The 891-nt window shown below is 60.8% G+C and carries 2 pseudogenes; both read right to left on the minus strand.

Going from position 1 to position 891, the window contains the following annotated elements:
• Window positions 1-505 (minus strand): annotated as a pseudogene (locus J0A65_RS24370) (hypothetical protein); the annotation flags it as partial.
• 59 nt (window positions 506-564) lie between these two features.
• Window positions 565-891: pseudogene (locus J0A65_RS24375) on the minus strand (ornithine monooxygenase); the annotation flags it as partial.

Below are 891 nucleotides of genomic sequence, written 5' to 3' on the forward strand. Positions count from 1 at the left end.
GATTGAAGCGCTCCAGGTCGACTTCGATGTCAAGCGTACGCAGCGAAATCCAACTGCCCAGACGAAAGTCGAAGCGTCGATACAGTTCGCCGGCGGGCTTCGGCGAGCGTTGCGGATGACGCCGCCCATCGCTGAGCACGAAGCGCTGCGGATAGCTTTCGCTGGCCGCCCCGCTCCGCCAGGGCATCGGCAATTGCCAGAACATCGAACGCTGCACCTGCCAGAGGCCGCCCATCTCAGGGCTGAGCAGCCCCTGCTGCACCAGCTCAGCAGGACAATCGTCGAGCCTCAGCAGCAGTCGTTGGCAGGCTGGATCGATGGCGAACGCCTGATAAGAGAAAGCCCAGAGTGCAAGCGGCATATCACGCCCTTGCAACCACCAAACCTCGTCCTGACGCTCGGCGCGCAGCAGCGGCTGCCCATCCAGCAACAAGGTCAGCTCATCCGCACCACCATCGACCAGAAGCACGCGCCCATCGGGCAAGGGCAGAGAAACACCGGTCATGAATACAACCTCGAAAACCTGAAGACGAATGGCAAATGAAGATATTTAGTCGAACTCACTCAGGCGCTTTCCAGCGCCCGAGCTTGAGTCGTAGCGGCTGCTGGCATGCGCTCGAACAGCGAATGGGCGATCTCCTCAGCGCGCATCGGCAGTACCGACAGCAAGGTGTCGCTCAGCCCATGACTGCTCTGACTGAACCCCTGTAGATACACGCCAGCCCGCAGCTGCGCGTCAGCACGCACACGGTAGTCGCGCTCGACCTGGAAATCGCCCAGGTATTTCTGCAGCGGCGCCAGCAACTCGCGGTGAGAACTGCGCTCATAACCGGTGGCGAGGATCACCGCATCGTAACGTTTGCTCTCAATATCACCGGTGGCACTATCGCG

Source organism: Bowmanella yangjiangensis (assembly GCF_017255015.1).
GTDB classification, from domain to species: domain Bacteria; phylum Pseudomonadota; class Gammaproteobacteria; order Enterobacterales; family Alteromonadaceae; genus Bowmanella; species Bowmanella yangjiangensis.